General features: G+C 61.5%; 16 protein-coding genes. 13 read left to right on the top strand and 3 right to left on the bottom strand.

The window, feature by feature from the left end; all coding sequences use genetic code 11:
- Positions 1-270: IS3 family transposase (locus B5D62_RS24135; protein ID WP_139374067.1), on the top strand; the 270-nt coding region annotated here is incomplete at its 5' end.
- A gap of 228 nt (positions 271-498) precedes the next feature.
- Here the strand turns inward: B5D62_RS24135 and B5D62_RS24140 are convergent.
- The gene (locus B5D62_RS24140) at positions 499-3,642 is read right to left on the bottom strand and encodes an ATP-binding protein (protein ID WP_218191283.1); all 3,144 of its coding nucleotides are present in this window, start codon (positions 3,640-3,642) and stop codon (positions 499-501) included.
- Positions 3,643-3,923: 281 nt separating this feature from the next.
- On the opposite strand from B5D62_RS24140, the gene B5D62_RS24145 reads away from it, so the two are divergent.
- The gene (locus tag B5D62_RS24145; RefSeq protein WP_218191284.1) at positions 3,924-4,589 is read left to right on the top strand and encodes a winged helix-turn-helix domain-containing protein; all 666 of its coding nucleotides are present in this window, start codon (positions 3,924-3,926) and stop codon (positions 4,587-4,589) included.
- 55 nt (positions 4,590-4,644) lie between these two features.
- Entirely contained in the window at positions 4,645-5,625 is a 981-nt protein-coding gene (locus B5D62_RS24150) for an alpha/beta fold hydrolase (protein ID WP_170921106.1), read from the top strand.
- An 11-nt stretch (positions 5,626-5,636) separates the two neighbouring features.
- Here B5D62_RS24150 and B5D62_RS24155 read toward each other — a convergent pair whose 3' ends face one another.
- Positions 5,637-6,464 (bottom strand): alpha/beta fold hydrolase, encoded by an 828-nt coding sequence (locus B5D62_RS24155; RefSeq protein ID WP_231714926.1) that lies wholly within the window; start codon positions 6,462-6,464, stop codon positions 5,637-5,639.
- 165 nt (positions 6,465-6,629) lie between these two features.
- Positions 6,630-7,397 (bottom strand): type 1 glutamine amidotransferase family protein, encoded by a 768-nt coding sequence (locus B5D62_RS24160; protein WP_085936619.1) that lies wholly within the window; start codon positions 7,395-7,397, stop codon positions 6,630-6,632.
- Positions 7,398-7,613: 216 nt separating this feature from the next.
- Between B5D62_RS24160 and B5D62_RS24165 the strand changes: the two genes are divergently transcribed.
- The 10 genes from B5D62_RS24165 to cydB all read left to right on the top strand — a co-directional run bounded on the left by B5D62_RS24165 (position 7,614) and on the right by cydB (position 17,830).
- A complete protein-coding gene (locus tag B5D62_RS24165; protein ID WP_085936620.1) occupies positions 7,614-8,669 on the top strand; it encodes an NAD(P)-dependent alcohol dehydrogenase in 1,056 nt (351 codons plus the stop codon).
- A 57-nt stretch (positions 8,670-8,726) separates the two neighbouring features.
- Positions 8,727-9,140, top strand: a complete 414-nt coding sequence (locus B5D62_RS24170; protein WP_085936621.1) for a GFA family protein — start codon at positions 8,727-8,729, stop codon at positions 9,138-9,140.
- Positions 9,141-9,150: 10 nt separating this feature from the next.
- On the top strand, positions 9,151-9,867 hold the full coding sequence (locus B5D62_RS24175; RefSeq protein WP_085936622.1) for a VOC family protein: 717 nt from the start codon (positions 9,151-9,153) through the stop codon (positions 9,865-9,867).
- 4 nt (positions 9,868-9,871) lie between these two features.
- The gene (locus tag B5D62_RS24180; protein WP_085936623.1) at positions 9,872-10,210 is read left to right on the top strand and encodes a putative quinol monooxygenase; all 339 of its coding nucleotides are present in this window, start codon (positions 9,872-9,874) and stop codon (positions 10,208-10,210) included.
- A gap of 54 nt (positions 10,211-10,264) precedes the next feature.
- Positions 10,265-11,716, top strand: coding sequence for a mechanosensitive ion channel family protein (locus B5D62_RS24185; protein WP_218191286.1), 1,452 nt, complete (start codon positions 10,265-10,267; stop codon positions 11,714-11,716).
- 150 nt (positions 11,717-11,866) lie between these two features.
- Positions 11,867-12,070: a DUF1656 domain-containing protein gene (locus B5D62_RS24190; protein WP_085936625.1), complete on the top strand. Its 204-nt coding sequence runs from the start codon at positions 11,867-11,869 to the stop codon at positions 12,068-12,070.
- 8 nt (positions 12,071-12,078) lie between these two features.
- Positions 12,079-13,005 (top strand): efflux RND transporter periplasmic adaptor subunit, encoded by a 927-nt coding sequence (locus tag B5D62_RS24195; protein ID WP_085936626.1) that lies wholly within the window; start codon positions 12,079-12,081, stop codon positions 13,003-13,005.
- A gap of 41 nt (positions 13,006-13,046) precedes the next feature.
- Entirely contained in the window at positions 13,047-15,386 is a 2,340-nt protein-coding gene (locus B5D62_RS24200; protein WP_085936627.1) for an FdhF/YdeP family oxidoreductase, read from the top strand.
- Positions 15,387-15,413: 27 nt separating this feature from the next.
- Complete coding sequence (locus tag B5D62_RS24205; protein WP_085936628.1) at positions 15,414-16,841, top strand: cytochrome ubiquinol oxidase subunit I; 1,428 nt, start codon at positions 15,414-15,416, stop codon at positions 16,839-16,841.
- A gap of 2 nt (positions 16,842-16,843) precedes the next feature.
- Complete coding sequence (gene cydB, locus B5D62_RS24210) at positions 16,844-17,830, top strand: cytochrome d ubiquinol oxidase subunit II (RefSeq protein WP_085936629.1); 987 nt, start codon at positions 16,844-16,846, stop codon at positions 17,828-17,830.
- Positions 17,831-17,832: the final 2 nt, after the last annotated feature.

The raw sequence follows: 17,832 nt of genomic DNA on the forward strand, positions 1-17,832 counted from the left end.
AGCAGCGAACAGTTCCAGCGATTGATGGCCGACAGCGGCATTGTCTGCAGCATGAGCAGATCGGGTAACGTGTGGGACAATGCCGCCATGGAGAGCTTCTTCTCGTCACTGAAGACCGAACGCACAGCACGCAAAACCTATCGCACCAGGAATGAGGCCAGGGCAGATGTGTTCGACTACATCGAGCGCTTCTACAACGCCGCCAGACGTCACTCCACGATCGGGTATCTCAGCCCGCTTGAGTTCGAGCGGAAGGTGGGATTAGCTTAACAAGCCGTCCACCACACCGGCAGCAGCTCAACTCGAGCTCTAGGGCCGTGAATGGGGATGAGACAGTGATCACTCGCGCATATGCGCTTCAGCGGACTTTTGCGGGTGCGTGCCTAGCCGAATTTGCTCCTTCATGAGAGGAACCTCAAAGCCAGCAGGGCCGATCTCTGGCGCTCGCTTGGTGACACACAAAATCAGCCAATCTGCGTCGCCACAGTCGTCGGTCGTCTACCGACCGTCTGAGGTTTCTTGCAACAGCGTGTTGGCACGCGCCAGGATGGGAGTCGTCAAGCCCTCGGTAAAGCGCTGGTAGAGGGGCGAGAGCAGGGCATGGGCCTCCGTGCGGTGCCCCTGCACTTGCCAAAGTTCCGCCAGAGCAAGCGCTGCGCGCAGCTCCCAATACAACGCCCCTTGTCGCCGAGACAGATCGATCGCGCGCCGCAATATCTGCTCCACCTTTGGGTTATCCGGTTGGCTATGAGCAATCACGCGGCCATGGATACACAGCAATTCCGGCACGAACCGCATATACTCCGTTTGCTCCGCAAAGCGCAGCGCGGCTTCGGCTTCCGCGAGACCTTCATCGGCGTTGCCCACAGCGGTTAATGCCTCGGCGAAGTACCCGCGAAAAATCGTTTGAAGTGACCGGTAGCCGGTTGCCTCCATTTGTGCGAGGCCGGATCGTAGAGCCGTGGTCCCGGAAGCTGGGTCGCCACGCATGAAAAGCATGCGTCCGTTGGCGCAAGTCGCCAGGGCGCGGAAGGTATGGAGTGCGTGGCGATCAGCCAGCTCCAGAATCGCCGCGATATAGCGCTCCGCCGTGGCGAATGCACCGATTTCAGGGAACAGCAAGCCCGCAGGTCGCGTCATCGCCAAGCATAGAGCAACAGGCTGCCCAGTCTGCTGCGCTTCTTCGATCGACCGTTCAGCGGCCGAGATTGAAGCATCGATCAGGCCGCGCGCGAGCAGACAGGTCGACAGATGTCCAAAGGCTGAAGTAAGCCCGTCCAGCCCAAGCGATGCCATTTCACCTTGATGCTGCGCGACCGGATGATCGTGAATGGCATGCTCAAGCAGTCTGGAGGCCTCGACGTATTCCGCCAGGTACGTTAAGGACATGCCAACCATCAGGTTAGCCGTACGCGTTGCCGCCAGGTCGGCATCATTACGTGCAAATGCGGCATAACGTCGGCTCAACTGCAATGCCTTGCGCAACTCCACTGAGCGCAGGCTGATTTGCCAGAGGCCATGCACCGCGCGCTTTTGGTATTCGATGCTGCCGATCGCTTCGGCGAGGGAAAGCGCCCGTGTCAGATTGCTATGGGTGGCCGAAGTCATACCTTCGGTAAACATCAATGACTGGCCAAGACCGTTGCGCAGAACCATCTCCTGCTCGAGATCGGCGCTGTCGCCCATATTGGCCAGAGCTTTGCCGACCCAGTTTCTACATTCATCGAGCAGCGACGTGGCCAGCCAGAAGTGCACCGCAGCGGCCGTCAGTCGCCCCCCGAGACTGGGGTCGCCGACGGCAGAGAATGCCCATGTCAGCGCAGCACGCAAATTGTCGACTTCGCGGGTGAAGGAGGCGAGGGGGGAGCTGGCGCTCTCTTCGTTGGCAGGGGGGGCGAACGTAGCGAAGAAGTCGCGGAAATAGTCGGCATGGCGGCGCGCTGTCGCCCCGTACTCGCCGGCACTGTTGAGCTTGTCCATAGCGTAGGAGCGCACGGTCTCCAGCAAACGCCAGCGTCCGTTGGGGGTACCCTGTTCTAGATTTACGACCGACTTTTCGACGAGGCTCGCGATACCGTCCGCGACGTCCGCCGGCGAATGCTCACGCATCACCGCGCATGCGGCATCGAAGGAAAACCCGCCGGTGAAAATGGCAAGGCGATGGAGCAGCAAACGCTCGGCGTCCGGCAGCAGGGCATAGCTCCAGTCGAGAACCGCACGCAGCGTCTGATGGCGCGGCAATGCCGTGCGACGGCCTGTCGTCAGCAGCGCGAAACGGTCCTGCAGGCCATCGGCCACCCGCGCCAGTCCCAACGACGCGGCGCGCGCAGCGGCGAATTCGATTGCCAACGGCATCCCATCCAGGTGGCGGCAGATATTGGCGATCAGGCGCAAATTCTGCCGGTCACGCAGGCCGACCATGTGCGTCGCTTCCGCCCGGTCGAGAAACAACTGCACCGCGCTGTTGCCGAGAATTTCGTCGGCCTGAGCGGATTCGTGGGGCGGCACGTCCAGCGGCGGTACACGGTAGACATGTTCGCCATTGGTTCTCAGCGTCTCGCGGCTGGTCGCGACAATAACTGCGCGCGACGAGAGGCGCAGGATGCTTTCCGCGAGCTGCGTCGCGGCGTCGATGAGATGCTCGCAATTGTCGAGCACCAGCAGGAGTCGCCGCCCGCCGATGTCCCGGGCGACGCTGTCCGCCGACTTCGCACCCCTGTCGGTCGGCAAGCCGACGGCTTCGGCAACGGCAAGCGGAACCAGGTTCGGATCCGCGAGCGAGGCCAGCTCGACCAGCCACACGTTGCCATCGAACGCCGGGAGAAGGCTCCGCGCCAACTCGATCCCGAGCGCGGTCTTGCCGATGCCGCCGGTACCGGTGAGGGTGACGAGGCGATAGGCGGAACAGGCCTGCTGCAGGTATTCGAGAGACGCATCTCGACCGACCAGATCGATTTTCGTCGCCGGCAAGTTCGTCGGGGTGGTCGCACCAGGCGCGGAGACCGATGATCTCGGCTGGTCGCTGTGGTGTCTCGACCATGCACCGATCAAACGATAGCCGCGGCCCGAGATCGTTTTGATGATGGCGCGATGAGCGCCGAGCGCCTTGCGGATTGCGGATATGTGAAACTCGATGGCGCCTTCCTTGACGGACACGCCAGGCCATACACGTTCGATCAGTTGGTCCCTGGTGACGAGCTCGTTTGCTCCTTCCACCAGTGCCGCCAGGAGGTCGAAGGCGCGGCCGCCGAGCGGGACCGAAGCGCCGTGGATCCGCAATTCACGTTGCGCCAGGTCAATCTCGCAGTCGCCGGACCGGTAGGTATGGGATGCCGATGGCGGCGCATCTAACGGTGCTGGCGAGGATTCATGGGGGTCGGCGGCGTCCGGGGAGCGCCGCACGGTCCAGTCGCCGAGCAAGCGGTAGCCGCGACCGGATACTGTCTTTAACAAGCGCCGATCCGCACCGAGTGCCTTGCGAATAGCCGATACATGCACCTGAAGGGCATTGTCGCCGACGATGCTGTTGGGCCAGATCCGCCCCATCAGATCCGATTTGGTAACGACGATTCCCGCCGCCTCGACGAGAGCCTGCAGGACGTCGAAGGCCCGGCCCCCTATGGGCACCGCTTCTCCATCCACGCGCAACTCACGCTGAGGGAGATCAATCTCGAGTCTACCTGGCCGTCGCTCCGGATCATCAGATTCGGACAAGAATGACCTCAAACTCAGGAATTCTAAGATTTTTTCAGACTTCCCGTGGAGCGGTCAACTTGAACGTCACGGACCTGTAGCTATGCAAATAGCTGCGGGCGCCGACGTGCGCACGACCCGACTATTCAGGAAATCCCAGAACAGCGAAAGGACTTCAGGTTCTGCAGTCCATATGATCCCCCTCCCAATCAGTTAGCGCGAGTCGAGCCATGAGTGTTCGTTCTGGTTCACTGATACGCGATGCGGAAGAACCTCCGCTTGTGACAGCTGTGGATGCGCCGGCGGCCGGCGGTTGCGCTCCCGTAGGGGCTTCATCCGACATGCGTGGGGGAGACTCGAGATTCAGCGAGCCGGACCGGACGTTCTTGTTCGGCCCGTTCCGGCTGATCCCCGCACGTCAGCTTCTCTTGCGCGATGGCGCCCCGATTCGCCTCGGATCACGTTCCCTGACGATCCTGGCGGCGCTGGTTGAACGACGGGGAGAACTGGTCACCAAGGACGAACTGATGGCGATAGCCTGGCCTCGGTTGTTCGTTCATGAGAGCAATCTCAAGGTCAACATGGCAAATCTCCGGCGCTCTCTCGGCGATGCACAAAAGGAACCGATCTACGTTGCCACTGTCTACGGCCGGGGCTACCAGTTCGTAGCGTCGGTCGCGGTCGAGGCATTGCGGAACACTCAACAAATTGATGAGCGTGCGCGTGCGCAGCTCGACCCGCCGCTCACGGCCCGAGAGATCGTTGGCCGAGCAGAAGAGATTGCCAAAATGGTCGCCGCGTTGCGAAAGCAGCAGTTCACCTGCTTCTATCGATACGCCTCGGCCTCGCCGCCCGAATTGAATTTACCTGGCTTAACGGAACGTAACGACTGTTGAGGAGAGGAACAGCATAGGACTTGATCCCATTGAAACAGGCTCGATGGAGGTCATGATGAATCGACTCCTTCTTTCCTTGGCACTTGCCACCGTCTGCGTGCCGCAGGTTCCTCAGGTCTTCGCTGCGCCGATGGAGAAGGCGGCGACAGGACAGCCCCAAGCGTGGGTCGCCACGTTCTATCGCTCGGTGACGGTCGATGGCGTCAGAATGTTCTACCGCGAAGCCGGACCGGTCGACGGACCTGTCGTGCTGCTCTTGCATGGGTTCCCGGCATCGTCGCACATGTTTCGGAACCTGATGCCGCTGCTGGCCGACAAGTATCACGTCATCGCACCGGACTATCCCGGTTTCGGCCAAAGCGATGCGCCCGACCACAAGCAGTTCGTCTACAGCTTCGGCCACTATGCCGACATGGTGGATGTGCTCCTCGGCCAGATCGGCGCCGGCCGCTACGCCCTGTACGTAATGGACTATGGCGCACCGATCGGATATCGGCTCGCCCTCAAGCATCCCGAGCGGGTCAGCGCCCTCATCGTCCAGAACGGCAATGCCTATCAGGAGGGGCTGAAGGAGTCCTGGGATCCGATCAAAGCGTATTGGTCCAGCGGATCGGACAAGGACCGCGAGGCGCTGTCGGGCCTGCTTAAGCTCGAGACGACCAGGTTCCTGTACACCGATGGCGTTCGCGACGTGTCGCGCATCAACCCCGACAATTGGACTCTTGATCAGGCGCTCCTCGATCGGCCGGGAAACAAGGACATCCAGCTCGATCTGCTCTACGATCATCGCACCAACGTGCCTCTCTATCCGCAATTCCAGCAGTTCTTCCGCGACCGCAAACCGCCGACGCTGATCGTGTGGGGCAAGAACGACAAGGTCTTCGCCGAAGCAGGAGCGCACGCCTATCGGCGTGACCTGCCGGACGCCGAGTTCCATATGCTCGATACCGGCCATTTCGCCCTGGAGGACAAGCTCGACGAGATGGCGCCGCTGGTCCGCGATTTCCTCGCCCGAAAGGCGGCGGCGTCACCCTGACGACGCGCCTGTCAACCTTTCACGAAAGCCAGCAGGTCTGGATTGACGATATCGGGATGGGTGGTGCACATGCCGTGCGGCAGCCCAGGATAGACCTTCAGGCTCGCGTCGCGCACGAGCTTGGCGGCCACAGAGGAATTGGCGACTGGTACGATCTGGTCGTCGCCGGCATGGAGAATGAGCGTTGGCTGGCCGATCGACTTCAGGTCCTGAGTGAAGTCGGTCTCCGACATGGCCTTGATGCAATCGTATTGCCCCTTGATGCTGCCCATCATGGCCTGGCGCCACCAGTTTTGAACGATGCCTTCGGAGGCCTTGGCGCCGGTTCGGTTGAAGCCGAAGAAAGGACCGGCCGGGATATCCCGGTAGAACTGGGCGCGGTTGGTGACCAGCGAAGCACGAAATCCGTCGAACACTTCTTTCGGCAACCCGCCGGCATTGCTCTCGCTGTGGATCATCAGCGGCGTCACGGCGCTGATCAACACCATCCTCGTGACACGACCGGGTTTCGCGCGAGCAACGTAACGCGCGACCTCGCCACCTCCGGCCGAGTGGCCAATATGCACCGCGTTCCGAAGATCGAGCGCGTCGGCCAGCGCAACCATGTCGGCAGCATAGGTATCCATGTCGCCGCCGCCGTCGGTTTGAGCGGATCGACCATGGCCTCGGCGATCGTGGGCGATCACGCGATAGCCGTGGGAGAGGAAGAACATCATCTGGTTGTCCCAGTCGTCTGCCGAGAGAGGCCAACCGTGATGGAAAACGATCGGCTGTGCGGCCCTGGGACCCCAGTCCTTGTAAAAGATCTCCGTTCCGTCGCCCGTCCTGAAGGTCGCCATTGTCCCAACTCCGTTCGCTGTATCTGCTTCATCGCGAGCGTGTGCCGGCATCGCCGACACCGCGTGCAATCCCGCCACGCTCAATGCCGCAAGCACCGCGCGTCGAGAGGTGCTTGCAGCTCGGATTCTGGTCGCCCCGGACCGCGTCATGACGTGTCCTGGCCTTCACTGAGCAGCGATGTGCAGTGTCGGTCCCTTGATGTCATGAAGGCCGTTGAAGGCCTTCACGGCTCTTTCGGCCGCGCTGCGTGCACTTGCGGGATTGGCTCCGGTGATCAGGCGCCCGACGGTGATGGAATAGTCGTCGAAGGGATGCATGGGCGAGCTGTAGTCCGCTCCGGCTTTGTTGACCGCTTCAACGACGGGAAGGACTTTGTCCGACTGCAGTTTGTCCCAGACCTTCAGCACGATCTCGCCCTCGATGGTGAATCCGGTAACGGTCTTGCCGGCGATGATCGACTTCCCGGTCCTGGAGTCGGTTACCCCGGGGAGAAGCACGGGCCCATGGCACACGGCCGTGACGATGCCGCCGCGACCCCAGACGTCGGCTGCGATGCTCTGAAGCCCGTGCGCCGTCGGGTAGTCGTAGAGGGCGGCGTGGCCCGCGGACGCGAAGAACAATCCGTACTCACCCTTGTTCAGATCGGCTGCCTTCTTCAATTGCCCGTTCAGCTTCACGTTGAAGGGGTGCTTGGGGTTCTCGAAGACGGCTTTGTCGTCGCCGGCCAGGAATTGGCTGGTGAGAGAGAGGTCGTCCAAGCCGTAAGTGCCGGTTTCCGTGGCGAGGTCCACATCGAAACCGGCCTGCGTCAGCACCTCGAAGGGGTGCAGGGCTTCGGTGAAGAAGAGGCCGGTCCTTGTGCCATCAGGATAGATGATGCCGTTGTAACTGGTGATCGAGATCAGCGCCTTGCGTTGCAGGTCCTTGGCCATGATCCACTCCTCTTATGACCGTCGGTATGTCCGCGGACGGTAGTCGAGTGCCGTTTCGACGAGGAGTTAAGAGAGGTGAATTCTGCGATCGGTCTCAGGGACCCCGATCGGCACAGGCTGTTTTACCTCGCTTAACCTGCTTCCCCGATGTGCGGCTGATAGCTTCGCCCTCATCGACTGCTGCTCCTGCCGATTGACCGCGAGAAGGAGGCGAGCATGAAAGCAGCCCGCATACACGAATACGGAAAACCGGTTGTCCTCGAGGACCTCCCGGTGCCGGACATCGAACCGGACGAAATCCTCGTCCAGGTGAAGGCGTGTGGCATGTGCCGTTCGGACGTGCAGCTGATCGACGGCTATTTCCGTCCCTTCGTGGACATCCCGACGCCGATCACGATCGGCCATGAAATCTCCGGCGTCGTTTCCGGGATCGGGAGGAATGTGCCCAGGATGGCCGGCTTTCAGGAAGGCGATCCTGTGGGCGTGGCGCCGGGTTGGGGCGACGGCATCTGTCGCCACTGCCTCGTCGGCAACACCCATATCTGCCCGAACGTGCGGTGGCCGGGTTTTGGCCCCTATGGCGGATTTGCCGAGTACCTGCCGGTACCCGCGCGCTATCTCATCAAGGCAGACAAGGGTCTGAAGTTCGAGCAGATCGCGCCCCTCACGGATGCCGGTCTGACCCCATACCGGGGCGTCAAGAAGCTGCGCGACGCCGGCGCGCTAGGCCCCGCGAGAGTGATCGGCGTTTTTGGCATTGGCGGACTTGGCGCGTACGCAGTTCAGTACGCAAAGCTGCTTGGTGGTGGCGCCAAGGTTGTCGCCTTCGCGCGGAACGCTGACAAGCTGGCTATCGCGAAGGCCAACGGCGCTGACCATGTCATCACCGTCAAGAACAAGACCTCCGTAGCGATCGCGGCAGAGCTCGGAAAGGTCGTGGGCCAGAAGGACCTCGACGCGATCATCGACTGCGCGGGCGCGACGGAGATGATGGAGCTTGCGTTCAGCCTTCTTGGCATCAGCGGGCACTACGCCAACGTCGGATTGGTCGGAGATCGCATCAGCGTGCCACTGCTCCCGCGTGTGAACCGCGAACAAACGTTCCATGGCTCGTACTGGGGCAACAATACCGACCTGAGCGAAGTCATGGCACTCGCCGCCGAAGGCAAGATCCGCCACACCTTGAAGACGTTCACGTTCGATCAGATCAACGAATTCCTCGACCTGCTGCGAAGGGGAGAAATCGTCGGCAGGGCCGTCATGACGCTCTGATCGCCCGACCGTGCGATCGGGTCGAAGAGCCTCATCAGTCGAAAGGACACTCTATCCATGGCGAAGAAACATACGGCCCAGTGCGCATGCGGCGCCATCAAGTTCCAGTTTGACACCGATCCAACCTTTGTCGCCGTCTGTCACTGCCTTGATTGCAAGAGAGCTTCCGGTGGCGAAGCAGCTACATTCTTCGGCGTCCCCGCGGATGATTTCTCGTTGATCAGTGGCCAACCGAAGGCATTTCACTACACCGCCCAGTCGGGCAAGGGCCTCGACCGCAACTTCTGCCCCGATTGCGGGGCCAGGGTGTTCACCAACAACCTGGAGAGCTTTCCGGGAATGGTCTTCGTCACGCTCGGCAGCCTGGACAACCGCGACGAGATCAAGCCGGTGCTCGAGATGTTCACCAAGCGCCGCCTCAGATGGGCGGTGCCGCTCGAGCTCCCGCAATTCGAGAACATGCCTGCTTGAGGAGGTCGTCATGGCAAATCCCAACGGAACTCTCGGCGCCCGGCTCCAGGGCGTGCAGCACTTCGGAATCACCGTGCAAAACATGGATCGGGCCTTCGAGTTCTACACCGAGGTGCTTGGCGGCAACGAGGTGATGCGCGACGGCGATTTTCAGGGCGAGCCGATCCATAACACGCTGTTGGCGGATCAGGAGATCATCGCTCGGGAGCGGAAGGTCAATCCGCGAACGATCGGCGTGCCCGACCTGAAGGGGGGCGAGCAACGACTCGACGTCCGCTTCGTGCAGTTCGACAATGTCGTGATCGAGCTCCTGCAATATCGCGATGCCGGGCAACCGATGGGAAGCGGCGACAGCTGGGCCGAGCCGCGGGACCATATGAGCCCTGCCTATCCGCGGTCGATGCACATCTGCTTCTACATTCGCGACGATGTCGACTTCAACAAGTTCATCCACGACCTTGAAGTCGAAGCGGCACGCCGAGGCATGACGCAGGTGAAGGCCAATCGGGTGGTCACGGTGACATCTGAACAGGAGCGCCTGGCCGCTCCGCGCGATGCCAACACCATCAAGATCACCGAGGGAAAATCGAACGGGTGGTCTTTGATTTATTGCAAGGGACCCGAGGGCGAGCAGCTCGAGTTCGTTCAAGCCCTGGGACCCGTAAAGAAGATCTTCCAGGAAGCCCTGGAGGCCCGCGGCCGCGGCAGGTCGGCGACCAAGGGGTGATGAGATGCGCGCAGGACGGGGCTATTCGCAGGTGCCGCAAGGCGCCTATTCGGTCGTCGCAGAGGTGCGTGCGAAGCCGGGCAAGGAGGCGGAGCTACGCGCCGCAACGTTACCGCTGGTGGCGCTCGTGCGGAGCGACCCGAAGAATCTGCTCTATTTCCTCCAGGAAGACCGCGAGGCGCGAGGGCATTTCATTTTCTACGAGATCTTCGCAAGTCAAGCCGACTTCGAGGCCCATAATGCGATGCCCTACGTGACAGCCTGGTTCGCCAGGCTGCCGAAGCTTGCCGAAGGCGGTGTCAAGGTAATGCGGATGGAAATCCTCAATGGCCCCGGCAAATGAGGCTGCAGGGCAGCGCGAGCGGCTGCAAACGGCCGCTCGCATGGGGCCGGACAGGTGGAAGGGAAATCGCAAGCGTTTCCGATCCCGATGCATGACCCCCTTGCTTCGCTTGGCCTGCTAGCCCTTGCCGTCTTCGCGACAATCATTGCGCACGGACGTGGCTTGTTGGTCCGAATGGGAATTGAGGCGGTGCTGCTCCTGGCGATCGGCACGTACCTGCTCTGGCGGGGAAGCTCGCCTCTGCCACATCTTGGCAGCGGCTCCTCTGGCCTCGCCGATGCCTGGCTTCGCGCACTCGTGGTGGTCTGGTGGCTCGTAGGCGCCAGATTGGTCGTGAACGTCATCGTATTCGTTCGCGGACGCGACCAGAAGTCACGCGAAGCGCGTCTCTTCTCGGACCTTGCGTCGGCCATCATCTACATCACGGCCATTTGGATCATTCTGAACTCTGTCCTCGATCTGAACGTGCAGGGGCTTCTGGTCACGTCGGGCGTGATCGCAATCGTTCTCGGCCTAGCCCTGCAGAATACGCTGGCGGATGTCTTTTGCGGTCTTGCGATTGGCCTGGAACAACCATTTCACGTAGGGGACCGAATCTCGATTGGCGATAGTGTCGAAGGCGTCATTGTCCAGATGAACTGGCGGTCTCTGCGAATCCATACGGATGACGACGATATCGCCACTGTCCCGAACAGCCTTGTCGCCAAGGGGTTGATCGTCAATCGGAGCGTGCCGACAAGGCATCGGGTAGCGACGGTGGAGACCGTTGCGCCTGCGGAGGTCGCTCCGGAAACGATCCTGGACCTGATATGGCAAGCAACGCTTCTTTGCCCGAGCATCCTGTCCGTTCCCGCTCCCTCGATCACGCTCTGTCGGACCGACTTGGTATCGAACACCTACGCCGCGCGATTTTCTGTCTCTGACAGCTCAATCGTCGCGGCGGCAAAGAGCTCGCTTCTGCGCCAGGTGCGCCGGTTGTTCCGATATGGCGGTATAGGTCGGCCGCACCCCATGTCGGTTGGCGAGTTGCTTCGATCACTGACCCTGTTTGAGGCGCTCTCGCAAGAGGAAGTGGACAGATTGGCCCGCGACCTCATTGTCCAGTCGGTCTCGCCTGGTGACACGATCTTTGAGCAGGAGGCCATCTCGTCTTCCATATACGTGATCGAGGCCGGTGTGCTGGAACTCTCCCGCGAGAGCGGCCAATCCGGCAGTCGGGTGCTCGGTCGGATCGGTGCGGGCGAGTATATCGGTGAGCTTGGTCTGATTACCGGATCGCCGAGGTCGTTCACGCTGAAAGCGCTGACTCATGGGAAGGCCCTGGAGTTGCCGGGCGCTGCTCTCGCCAAGCTCCTTCACTCAAATGCCGCGTTGAACGCCGAGATGGAACGGTCTGTCCGGAAGGGGCTTGCTCAGATCCACCGGGACGATGCAGCGAGGGATGTCGCTCCAACCGATCAACCGGCGGACTTGTTCGCGCAGATCAGGATGTTTTTCCGGGTCTAGGCGCCTGCGATCGCGGCGATGCGCAGCGTCTGAGGTCGAAAGAGAGGAGATTTGGATCGATCGCGCACCGAGTGCAGATTCACCCGGATTAACTTTGGACCTTGGACGATCGCGCTCATGAATCTAGACAGGTGAGAGGGCGAGTGCGACGTGACATTCACTGAGGTGGACGTGTTCGGCGTGTACATGGCACCAATATCGCTGATGATGATTGCGGCCTGGATGGCCATAGCTGTGTTGCGCTTTGCTCTTGGACATCTTGGCGTCTTGCGCCTTGTCTGGCACCCGGCGCTGTTCCTGTTCAGTGCCTACATCATCATACTCGGATGTATTACGCTGGCCGTGGCTGGGTGAGATTTGCGATGCCCGCGCCCAAGATCAGGTCGCAGCTTCTGGCAGCTGTTCCTGTGCTGATCACCCTCGCCGTTGTCGCGGCTGCCATCCCCTTCGCACGGAAGACATGGGACGTCTATATGGCCACGCCTTGGACCAGGGATGGAGCTGTGCGTGCCTATGTGGTGACGCTGGCGCCGGAAGTCGCCGGGCGAATCGTCGAGTTGCCAATCGCGGACAATATGCTGGTGCGCAAAGACCAGCTGCTGATGGTCATCGACCCTACGGAGTATGCGATTGCCGTCAGGCTGGCCGAGGCTGCGGCAGACCAGGAGCGCGCGAACGCCGACAATCTGGAAGTCGAGGCGCAACGGCGGCAACAGCTCAGCCAGCTGGCGACTTCGGTGGAAGTGCAGCAGACCTATGCCAGCAAGGCCATCAGTGCCCGGGCAGTCTATCGCCAAGCTTTGGCCAACCTCGAACGGGTGCGGGTGAACCTGAAGCGCACCCACATCTATTCGCCCGTCAATGGCTACGTCACCAATCTGCTGGCGCGCACCGGCGACTATGCCAGCGTCGGACGCAATGTGTTGTCGATCGTCGACGTCGATTCATTCTGGGTGGACGCCTACTTCGAGGAAACTAGCCTGCACGCCATCGAGGAGGGCGACCCGGTGCGCGTCAAGCTGATGGGCTACACCGCAGAGATTCAGGGACACGTGGGCAGCGTGGCGCGAGGCATCGACGTGGCAAATGCCCGTGCGGGCCAGGGCGGCCTCGCTTCGATCAATCCCATTTTCACCTGGGTGCGCCTTGCCCAACGCGTGCCGGTACGCGTGGAGATCGACCACGTTCCCGCCGGGATAAGGCTGGTCCAGGGCATGACAGCGACCGTCGAAGTGCTGCCGCGCGGTGCATCGAAAGATTCACCTCGATTAACTCGGAAGGAGCGCTGAATCGATCCACTCTCCAGTCGTGGCCAGCCGAGGAGCAGACAATGCCCGAGCAACCATCTTCCCCTTGGACTGCGACCGATAACATCGACCACGAATCGAAAAACGTGCCGAATTTCGTGCCTTACAATCCGCCGGCCGGCGGATGGGGCGCTTTGCATGCTACCGCCAAGGCACTCCGCGAGCAGAGTATCGTGACGAAGGGCGCATCGGCACTGCTCGCCATGAACCATCCAAAGGGGTTCGATTGCCCAGGGTGCGCCTGGCCGGACGCCCGCCACGCCGGTTCCTTTGAGCTTTGCGAGAACGGAGCGAAGGCCGTCTCCTTCGAGCTCACCAAGCGCAGGGTAACGCGGGACTTCTTTGCGGCGCACACCGTCAGTGAACTGAACCAACAGAGTGACTATTGGCTAGAGGAGCAGGGGCGGCTCACCGAGCCCATGCGCTACGAGCCGCAAACGGATCACTATGTCCCGGTGAGCTGGGATGATGCTTTCACGCTGATCGCCCATCACCTTACGGCGCTCGACGATCCCGGCGAAGCCGAGTTCTACACCTCCGGTCGGACCTCCAACGAAGCAGCCTTCATGTACCAGCTGTTCGTGCGCCGGTTTGGTACCAATAATTTCCCGGATTGTTCAAACATGTGCCATGAGCCGACCAGCGTCGGCCTGCCTGAGAGCATCGGCATCGGCAAGGGCACCGTCATTCTCGACGACTTCGCCCAGACCGAGGCAATCTTCATCATCGGACAGAACCCCGGCACAAACAGTCCGCGGATGCTGACCGAGCTGCACAGGGCCTCGCGGGCGCACGTGCCGATCGTCGTCTTCAATCCGCTGCGCGAGCGTGCCCTCGAGCGGTTCGCCGCCCCTCAAGATCCACTGGAGATGGCGACATTCGGCGAGACGAAGATCGCCAGCGAATTCTGCCAGGTGCGCATCGCCGGCGACATCGCCGCCCTCAAGGGCGTCATGAAGCTGGTCCTCGAGGCCCATGACGAAGCGATGCGTCGAGGCGCCGAGCCGGTCCTTGATCTCGGCTTCATCGCCGAGCACACGCACGGCTTCGATGCATTCGCTGCCGATCTGCGAGCCACAGGCTGGGACGACATACTGCGCGTGAGCGGGCTGCCGTTCGATCAGCTGGAACGCGTGGCCAGGGTCTACATGAAGGCCCGCTCGGTGATCGTCGTCTACGGCATGGGAATCACCCAGCATCGGCTGGGCACGGAAAACGTGCACCAGATCGTCAATCTGCTGCTGTTGCGCGGCAATATCGGCCGGCCGGGCGCCGGCGTGTGCCCGGTCCGCGGCCACTCGAATGTCCAGGGCGATCGGACCATGGGCATCGACGAGAAACCCCGCCCCGAGTTTCTCGACCAGCTCAAGAAGGCTTTCAACTTCGATCCGCCGCGCGCTCATGGCCACAACGTCGTGAAGGCCGTTAACGCAATGATCGAAGGCAGGGCCAAGGTATTCATAGGCCTCGGCGGCAATTTCATCCGGGCGGTACCCGACTCGGGCGTTGCCGAGCGAGCCATGCGTAATCTCCGCCTCACGGTCGCGATCAGTACCAAACTCAATCGCGGCCACCTCGTCCACGGCAAGGAAGCCCTGATTCTTCCCTGCCTGGCGCGCAGCGATATCGACATGCAGGGCGGCGTCGAGCAGGCCGTTACCGTCGAGGACAGCATGTCGATGGTTCATGCTTCCTATGGTCTGGTCGAGCCGCCCGGCGCCGATCTGCGATCCGAAGTTGCGATCGTCTGCGGCATGGCAAAGGCCACACTTCCGGCCAGCGGCATCGACTGGGACGGCTTTGCCGCGGACTACAGCCGCATACGCCACAAGATCGAAGAAGTCTTTCCCGAGCTGTTCGCCAACTTCAATCAACGCATCGAGAAGCCGGGCGGCTTCCATCTGTACATCCCACCGCGCGAACGGATCTGGAATACCAGCACGCGGCGCGCCAACTTCATCCTCTTTCCCGGACTCGACGAAGATCCTCCGGTGTCGGACCCGGCGATGCTGCGGCTCGCGACATTGCGCAGCCACGATCAATACAACTCGACTATCTACAGCCTCGATGATCGGTATCGCGGCGTGTTCGGCGGTCGCATGGTGGTGTTCATGAACGAAGCCGACATGCGGGAGCGGGGAATTGCAGAAGGGGAGCAGGTCGCAATCGAGGCGTTGGCGGATGACGGCAGGCGCCGCGTCGTCGCAGGCTTCTGGGCCAAACCGCACAGCATCGCGCGAGGCTCGATCGGCGCCTATTACCCCGAGACCAATCCACTTCTGCCCCTTGCCCATCACGACCCGAAGAGCGGCACGCCTGCGGCGAAGTCGATCCCGGTGATCGTTCGCCGCCAGTCGGCCTGAGCCGTCCCGGCGATAAGGAGGTGCAGAATGGAACTCAGTGCGCTCCTGCTTTCGAGATTGCAATTCGCCTTCACTGTCTCGTTCCACATCATCTTTCCATCGTTCACGATCGGTCTGGCGGTCTGGCTCGCGGTGTTGGAGGCGCTGTATCAAGCGACGGATCGTCCGGTATTTCGCCGCGTCTTCGAGTTCTGGCTCAAGATCTTCGGCGTCGCCTTCGGCCTGGGCGTGGTGTCCGGCATCGTCCTGGCCTTCCAGTTCGGCACGAACTGGAGCGTGCTGTCGCGCATGTCGGGTCCCATCCAGGGGCCGTTGTTGACCTACGAGACCTTCACGGCTTTCGCCCTCGAGGCGAGCTTCTTCGGCGTCCTGGTCTTCGGTCGCAGCCGCGTGCCGCCCTGGCTGTATCTCTTCTCGACCGCGATGGTGGCGCTGGGAACCACATTCTCGGCCTTCTGGATCATGGTCAACAACAGCTGGATGCAGGTTCCGGTCGGATACGCCCTGGAGAATGGCGCGTTCGTCCCCAAGGACTGGGCGGCGATCATCTTCAGTCCCGTTGTGTGGGTCCGATTTCCCCACATGCTGCTGGCCTCCTTCATCACCGGCGCCTTCTGCGTGGCGGCGACCGGCGCGTGGTATTTCCTGCGCAAGGAGTTCGAAGCGGAAGCACGCGTCATGCTTCGCATGGGGCTCTTCCTCGCGGCACTCTTCGTGCCCGCGCAGCTCCTGTTTGGTCACCTGACCGGAGACTACGTCCACAAATTCCAGCCGGCCAAGTTCGCCGCGATCGAGGGTCGATGGGAGACCGAGCAGCCGGCCGGTGAGGTCGTGATCGCATGGCCAAACGCGAAGAAGGAGGCCAACGACTTCGAGATCAAGATTCCATTTCTGGGCAGTCTGATCGCGAGCATGAGTTTCGATTCGAAGGAGGTTGGCCTGAAGGATTTCCCGGTCCAGGAGCGGCCGCCGGTCGTGATCCCGTTTTTCTCGTTCCGCATAATGGTCGCCTGCGGTCTGGCCATGCTGGCGCTGGCCTGGCTGGGCCCATACCTGATCTGGAAGGATCGCCTCGAGCAGAGTCGTTGGCTCCTGTGGCTGATTTTCCTCAGCTTCCCGCTGCCGTTCATCGCCACGCTGACCGGCTGGTTCACGGCTGAAGTCGGACGACAGCCGTGGACCGTCTACGGCGTCCTGCGGACCGCGGACGCCGCCACACCCTTCCTGACGACGCGGACCGTGGCGATCTCGCTGGCCCTGTACGTCGTGCTCTACGGCTTCATCTTCCTGTTCGGCGTCTTCTATATCTATCGCCTGCTGCAGGCGGGGCCGGCGGGAGCGCTGGTCATTGCTTCCCGCGATGCGACGCCCAGCCGGCCCATGTCGGTCGTGAAATCGTCGGTCGTGAAAGCGCCTCTCGCGACCGGACAGGCGCAGGAAGCCAGGGGAGACTGACGATGATCACCTTCTGGGTGGCCGTGCTGGCGGCCAGCATTCTGATCTATGTCCTGCTCGACGGCTTCGACCTCGGCGTTGGTATCATCTTCGCGTTCATGCCAAACGAAGGCCGCCGGCTATCGCTCCTGCAGGCCATAGAGCCGCTTTGGGACGGCAACGAGACGTGGCTTGTCGTCACCGGTGTCGTGCTTTGGGGCGCCTTCCCGGTCGTCTATGCGACGCTGTTGTCGGCGTTCTACCTTCCGCTTCTTGCCATGCTTGCCGGCCTGATCCTGCGCGGTGTCGCCTTCGAGTTCCGGGACAAGTCGGAGAAGCTGCGCTGGGTCTGGGACGGCGGCTTCGTTCTTGGATCCCTGGTCGCTGCGTTCGTGCAAGGTGCGGCGGTCGGTGCGCTTGTCGAAGGCCTGCCAATGTCCAATGGACATTATGTCGGTGGCGATTTCGGCTGGCTCAGTCCGTTCGCCGCGCTCTGCGGTGTGGGCCTGTGCGTGGGCTATGCGTTACTTGGCGCGGCCTGGCTTGTCTACAAGTGCGAAGGCGAGCTCAAGAAGACCGCCTACCGTCTCATCCGCATTCTCTCGGCCGGCCTGCTCTTCTTCCTGGTCGTCGTCTTCGCCCTTGCGTTGAACAAGAACCTGGCGGTCATGGACCGTTGGATGGCGCGGCCAATCCTGTTTCTGTTTCCGATGGCAAGTGTCGTCGCTGCCTTGCTGTTGGGGGCAAGCGTCAAGCAACGCTGGGATGCAGGTCCCTTCATTTCGGTCGCTGTCATCTTCGCATCGGCGTTTGGGACACTCGCCTTGTCGTTCTGGCCCTATATGATCCCCTTCGTCATCACCATCGACCGGGCGGCGGCCCCACACGAGAGCCTTTCCTTCATGTTCTGGGGAGCGGGGCTGTTCGTCTTTCCGCTGATGCTGGTTTACCTCGCGTTCAACTATGGGGTGTTTCGCGGCAAGAATCGTCCCTCTGCTGACCATTACTGAAT

The organism is Enhydrobacter aerosaccus (assembly GCF_900167455.1).
Classification (GTDB): Bacteria; Pseudomonadota; Alphaproteobacteria; order Reyranellales; family Reyranellaceae; genus Reyranella; species Reyranella aerosaccus.

Excerpts from the sequence above, each read along its gene's own strand:
- B5D62_RS24145 (WP_218191284.1), top strand. The coding sequence starts at position 3,924 with ATGAGTGTTCGTTCTGGTTCACTGATACGCGATGCGGAAGAACCTCCG.
- B5D62_RS24150 (WP_170921106.1), top strand. The coding sequence starts at position 4,645 with ATGAATCGACTCCTTCTTTCCTTGGCACTTGCCACCGTCTGCGTGCCG.
- B5D62_RS24155 (WP_231714926.1), bottom strand. The coding sequence starts at position 6,464 with ATGGCGACCTTCAGGACGGGCGACGGAACGGAGATCTTTTACAAGGAC.
- B5D62_RS24160 (WP_085936619.1), bottom strand. The coding sequence starts at position 7,397 with ATGGCCAAGGACCTGCAACGCAAGGCGCTGATCTCGATCACCAGTTAC.
- B5D62_RS24165 (WP_085936620.1), top strand. The coding sequence starts at position 7,614 with ATGAAAGCAGCCCGCATACACGAATACGGAAAACCGGTTGTCCTCGAG.
- B5D62_RS24170 (WP_085936621.1), top strand. The coding sequence starts at position 8,727 with ATGGCGAAGAAACATACGGCCCAGTGCGCATGCGGCGCCATCAAGTTC.
- B5D62_RS24175 (WP_085936622.1), top strand. The coding sequence starts at position 9,151 with ATGGCAAATCCCAACGGAACTCTCGGCGCCCGGCTCCAGGGCGTGCAG.
- B5D62_RS24180 (WP_085936623.1), top strand. The coding sequence starts at position 9,872 with ATGCGCGCAGGACGGGGCTATTCGCAGGTGCCGCAAGGCGCCTATTCG.
- B5D62_RS24195 (WP_085936626.1), top strand. The coding sequence starts at position 12,079 with ATGCCCGCGCCCAAGATCAGGTCGCAGCTTCTGGCAGCTGTTCCTGTG.
- B5D62_RS24200 (WP_085936627.1), top strand. The coding sequence starts at position 13,047 with ATGCCCGAGCAACCATCTTCCCCTTGGACTGCGACCGATAACATCGAC.
- B5D62_RS24205 (WP_085936628.1), top strand. The coding sequence starts at position 15,414 with ATGGAACTCAGTGCGCTCCTGCTTTCGAGATTGCAATTCGCCTTCACT.
- cydB (WP_085936629.1), top strand. The coding sequence starts at position 16,844 with ATGATCACCTTCTGGGTGGCCGTGCTGGCGGCCAGCATTCTGATCTAT.